At 42.1% G+C, this 4,054-nt stretch carries 4 protein-coding genes; 1 reads left to right on the top strand and 3 read right to left on the bottom strand.

Features of this window, described 5'->3' with window-relative positions; translation table 11 throughout:
• Positions 1–508: response regulator (locus tag F6K20_RS27415; RefSeq protein ID WP_287296773.1), on the top strand; the 508-nt coding region annotated here is incomplete at its 5' end.
• 286 nt (positions 509–794) lie between these two features.
• Here F6K20_RS27415 and xth read toward each other — a convergent pair.
• The 3 genes from xth to F6K20_RS27400 form a co-directional block, all read right to left on the bottom strand.
• Positions 795–1,583 (bottom strand): exodeoxyribonuclease III, encoded by a 789-nt coding sequence (xth, locus tag F6K20_RS27410; protein ID WP_287251384.1) that lies wholly within the window; start codon positions 1,581–1,583, stop codon positions 795–797.
• Between the two features lie 299 nt (positions 1,584–1,882).
• Positions 1,883–2,938, bottom strand: a complete 1,056-nt coding sequence (locus F6K20_RS27405) for a P-loop NTPase family protein (RefSeq protein ID WP_008186039.1) — start codon at positions 2,936–2,938, stop codon at positions 1,883–1,885.
• Positions 2,939–3,837: 899 nt separating this feature from the next.
• A partial coding sequence (locus tag F6K20_RS27400; RefSeq protein WP_502708885.1) for a hypothetical protein occupies positions 3,838–4,054 on the bottom strand: 217 nt, incomplete at its 5' end.

Below are 4,054 nucleotides of genomic sequence, written 5' to 3'. Positions count from 1 at the left end.
TGGTATTGTGAAAAGTCACGGCGGTTTTGTAAATGTGTATAGTGAATTGGGCGTAGGTACTAACTTTAAAGTATATTTGCCAGCAGTAGAACACTTCCCAATTCCTTCCGAGGAAGAACTAGAACTACCGACAGGAAACGGTGAGTTGATTTTAGTGGTGGATGACGAAGCTGCTATTGGTGAGATTACCAAGACTTCCTTAGAAAACTATGGCTATCGGGTGATGACTAGCAGGGATGGTAGGGAAGCGATCGCACTCTATAGGCAACATCAGGATGACATTAGATTGGTGCTGATGGATATGATGATGCCGGTTATGGATGGACCAACAACCATCCTTCAATTGCGAGAAATTAACTCGCAGCTCAAAATTATTGGCATCAGTGGGTTGCCTATCAGTGATAAAGTCGATGCGGCGGCTGAAGCTGGGGTTAAGACCTTTTTGTCTAAGCCTTACACCGCTAAGGAATTATTGCAGGCTATTGATGGTGTGCTTAAAGGTAGTTAATTGTTATATAGCAGTTGTCAATTTGGTGAGTACAAAGTTATCGGTTTTAGGGAACAGCGGATCTGGGAACAGCGGATCTGGGAACAGAAACATTTCTTAACCTTTACTTCGACTGCTATAATTATTAAGTTTAATGGTTAATTATTTATTTCAGTTGTGTAAGCATTCAGCTATCAGCTATCAGCTTATGCGCTAAAGATGGTGCTACTTGAGGTGCTTTTATTCAAAAGCTGACGGCTGACGGCTGATAGCTGATAGCTGAATGGCTTTTGCCGTTAAAACTTGACTATAAGTTAACGATTACAGGGGAATGGTCGCTAGGTTTATCTAGTTTTCTCGGTTCTATGTCAATGGTACAACTAATCGCTTGATTGTAAAGATTGGGGGTTAGGTAGATATGGTCAATCCGCCAACCCCGATTACCCCGAAAGGCACGGGTGCGATAGTCCCACCAACTAAAATTACCCCCTTCTTTGGTAAATTTGCGAAAGGCATCCCCTAAACCTAGGTCTAAGACAGATTGTAGGGCTTGACGTTCTACTGGGGAAGCCATGATGTGCTTTTCTTTGCCTTTAGGATTATGGATATCCCGGTCTTCTAGGGCAATATTAAAGTCCCCACATACACAAAGTTCATGGGACTGTTCTTCTAGGATACTGTGTAAATAGTCCCGCAGTATCTTCAGCCAACGCAGCTTGTAGTCGTACTTCTCACTGTTGACCGAAGCCCCATTGGGAACATATAGGTTAACAATGCGGACGCCGTCTACTGTAGCGCTAATCACTCGCTTTTGTTCATCTAGGTCCCCCACCTGAGCTGTATCCAACACGGCAGCAAAGCCCATACTTACGTCTGTAGCTGGTTTCCGGCTACAGATGGCTACACCGTTATAGGATTTTTGCCCAGAAATATAAAGGTAATAACCCAATTCTTCAAAAAGCGATCGCGGAAACTGGGCATCAACTACTTTAGTTTCTTGCAGGCAAAGCACATCTACTTGGGTACGTTGCAACCAATCTATTACTTGAGCTTGGCGACTCCGAATTGAGTTGACGTTCCAGGTAGCGATTTTCATTAGTCCTACAGCTGATTAAATTTAGTCCAAAACAGACAGCAACTACCTCTACACCAGCATTGGGGAGCAAGATATATATGCCTTCCACTCAGACATCAAAACCAGAGTACCATAGTTTTCAAGAGGCGAGTTTAGGCGTAAATTCGCCAGATATTACGTCGGACAGATGACGCTAATCCCCTTCAACTAAATTGAAGGGGTTGATTACAGTTTTTGATAACAGTTGATTAGGAGCTTGAAGTTTTTTTGAGTAATGGATAATGGGGCTTTGGGTAATTTATTATATTACCTGTTACCTGTTACATTTTGCCTTGTATAAATTGGTGTTCTGCCACCAACCTCCCTAACTCAGGCAACAAAGCCAAGTTACGAGGTCGCTGGAGACGATAAACACTACACTGATTGGCAAGCTGAGCACACTGAAGAAGATGGGATGCTTTCTCAGAGTCAAATAAACTGTTTAGACGGGAGTGATGGGATAGTTCCATCACCGCCTCCTGAAGTTTCAGACGCTTAATACTCAACTGTGAACCTGAAACCAGTACATAGATGCACCGGATTGGTAGTAGCGCTTGGGTAAAATCCTGATTTAACAGATAGCCAGGTTTATTTAACTTCGGTACCAGCAGACCCAGCTTATCCTGGTCATATCCCAAAACCTTAGCTACTTCTCGACTTAGTTTAATTTGAGGAAAGCTAGGAGCAACTTTCGCTTTCCCCTGATCCAATCTCACAGGTGCAACATCATCAGTGATGATTCTGTATCCCTGAGTATGGAGTGCAGCAGCAATTGAAGACTTACCTTCACCGGAATTACCCAAGAAAACAACCGCACCACCATTAATATTGACTACACTGGCATGTAGCACCAACAATCCCCGCTGATAAAGCAGAATCGCCATCACAGTTCCCACTAGAGCCGTTTGAATGCGGCTCAGGCAGGCTCCTGCTGCGGGAATGATTATAATCGTGTTTCCCCCCTGTACCAGAAACAGCCCTGTGTCTTTGAGATAAATCACTGCCTCATCTCGACTCAACTGGAAAGCCATCGGCTGCTGGATAACTTCCTTTGGAATGTAGTCACTGATTTTGCGATTCGGCGATCGCGTAGCGTGGCCTACGGCCTCAGCCGACGCTACGCGAACGCATCCCGTACTGTAATCATTACTCTGAATGTGAATCGTAACATCACACTCTACTTCTGCTGGGATAAACTCTGGGATTGGTAGCGCCGAGTGGATTCCCAAACCATAAGCAACATAGGAAAACAGCTTTTGCTTGTTGCCACCCAAGGCTTTGCAATCCACTGATTGGCTGTCAATTTCGGAGATATCGCCAACTGAACACTTAGACATTGTCTTAGAGATTGTGCCATCCAAACTCATAATTAATTTCTCAAATAACTATTGCGCGTAGATGCAATCACTAGAAACTGATGCAGTAGTTTCTTGACTCCCCTTGATGAGCCATTGCAGTTCAGAAATTACTCTGGCATCCGTTGCTCAAGCCTAATTGTAGGGGCGCAAGGCTTGCTCCCTCACTATATGTAGCTAAGTTTTAGCTATTATGGTTTAGTAATTAGCTTTTTCAGCTTAAAATCTAATTATCGTTAATAAAGCCCAATAAATTGCTGAAATTATTAAGATTAATTAATTACGCAATAAAAACGTAAAACCAAGTCTTTTATATTTCAATAATCCCCCTAAATCTACCTTAATAAGGGAATTGAGGGTTTTCATTAGTGATTTGAGATATAGTACTGGTTCCAAATACCATTCTAAAATTTGGTTCACAGTCCATAGCTGATCAATCTAATGGCAGATTTTCACCCCGGTAGCATTTAGACTATCTTCAACGGATTTAGCTTGATAATTTTAGCCCTTCAAGTCAATTAAACTGTATCCTAATTAATCGATTTTTTCCACAAATACCTAAAATTTTAATAAAACTTAAATTCTTTACCAAAATAAAAATTATAAAAATCTCTAATAATTAGCCATTATTAGAGATTTTACAAATGATTTGTAAACCGAGAACGTGATTTTTTTATAATTAAAAAAACTCGGTATTCTTTACCCCTGTTAGCAGATACCGAGTTCCGTGTTACCTAAAAGGTTTAATTTTATGTTCACATCTCAAATGGAAATGTTATAGCATTAGCTAGGGAGTAGGGAGTAGGGAGTAGGGAGTAGGGAGTAGGGAGTAGGGAAGTCAGAAGGTAAGCATTCAGCAGTCAGCAGTCAGCAGTCAGCGGTCAGCTTATTTTATTCAAAAGCACCGATTGCGCTACTTGAGGTGCTGCGCGAACAGTACCGTGGCACAGGCTAGAAGCCTGTGACCCATAAGCTAATAGCTGATAGCTGATAGCTGATAGCTGATAGCTGATAGCTGATAGCTGATAGCTGATAGCTGATAGCTGATAGCTGATAGCTGATAGCTGATAGCTGATAGCTGATAGCTGATAGCTGATA

The sequence above is a fragment of the Moorena sp. SIO2C4 genome, from assembly GCF_010672485.1.
Lineage (GTDB): Bacteria > Cyanobacteriota > Cyanobacteriia > Cyanobacteriales > Coleofasciculaceae > Moorena > Moorena producens.
The sequence above is the reverse complement of the archived record's forward strand: the minus strand, read 5'-3'. Positions and strand labels throughout refer to the sequence as shown.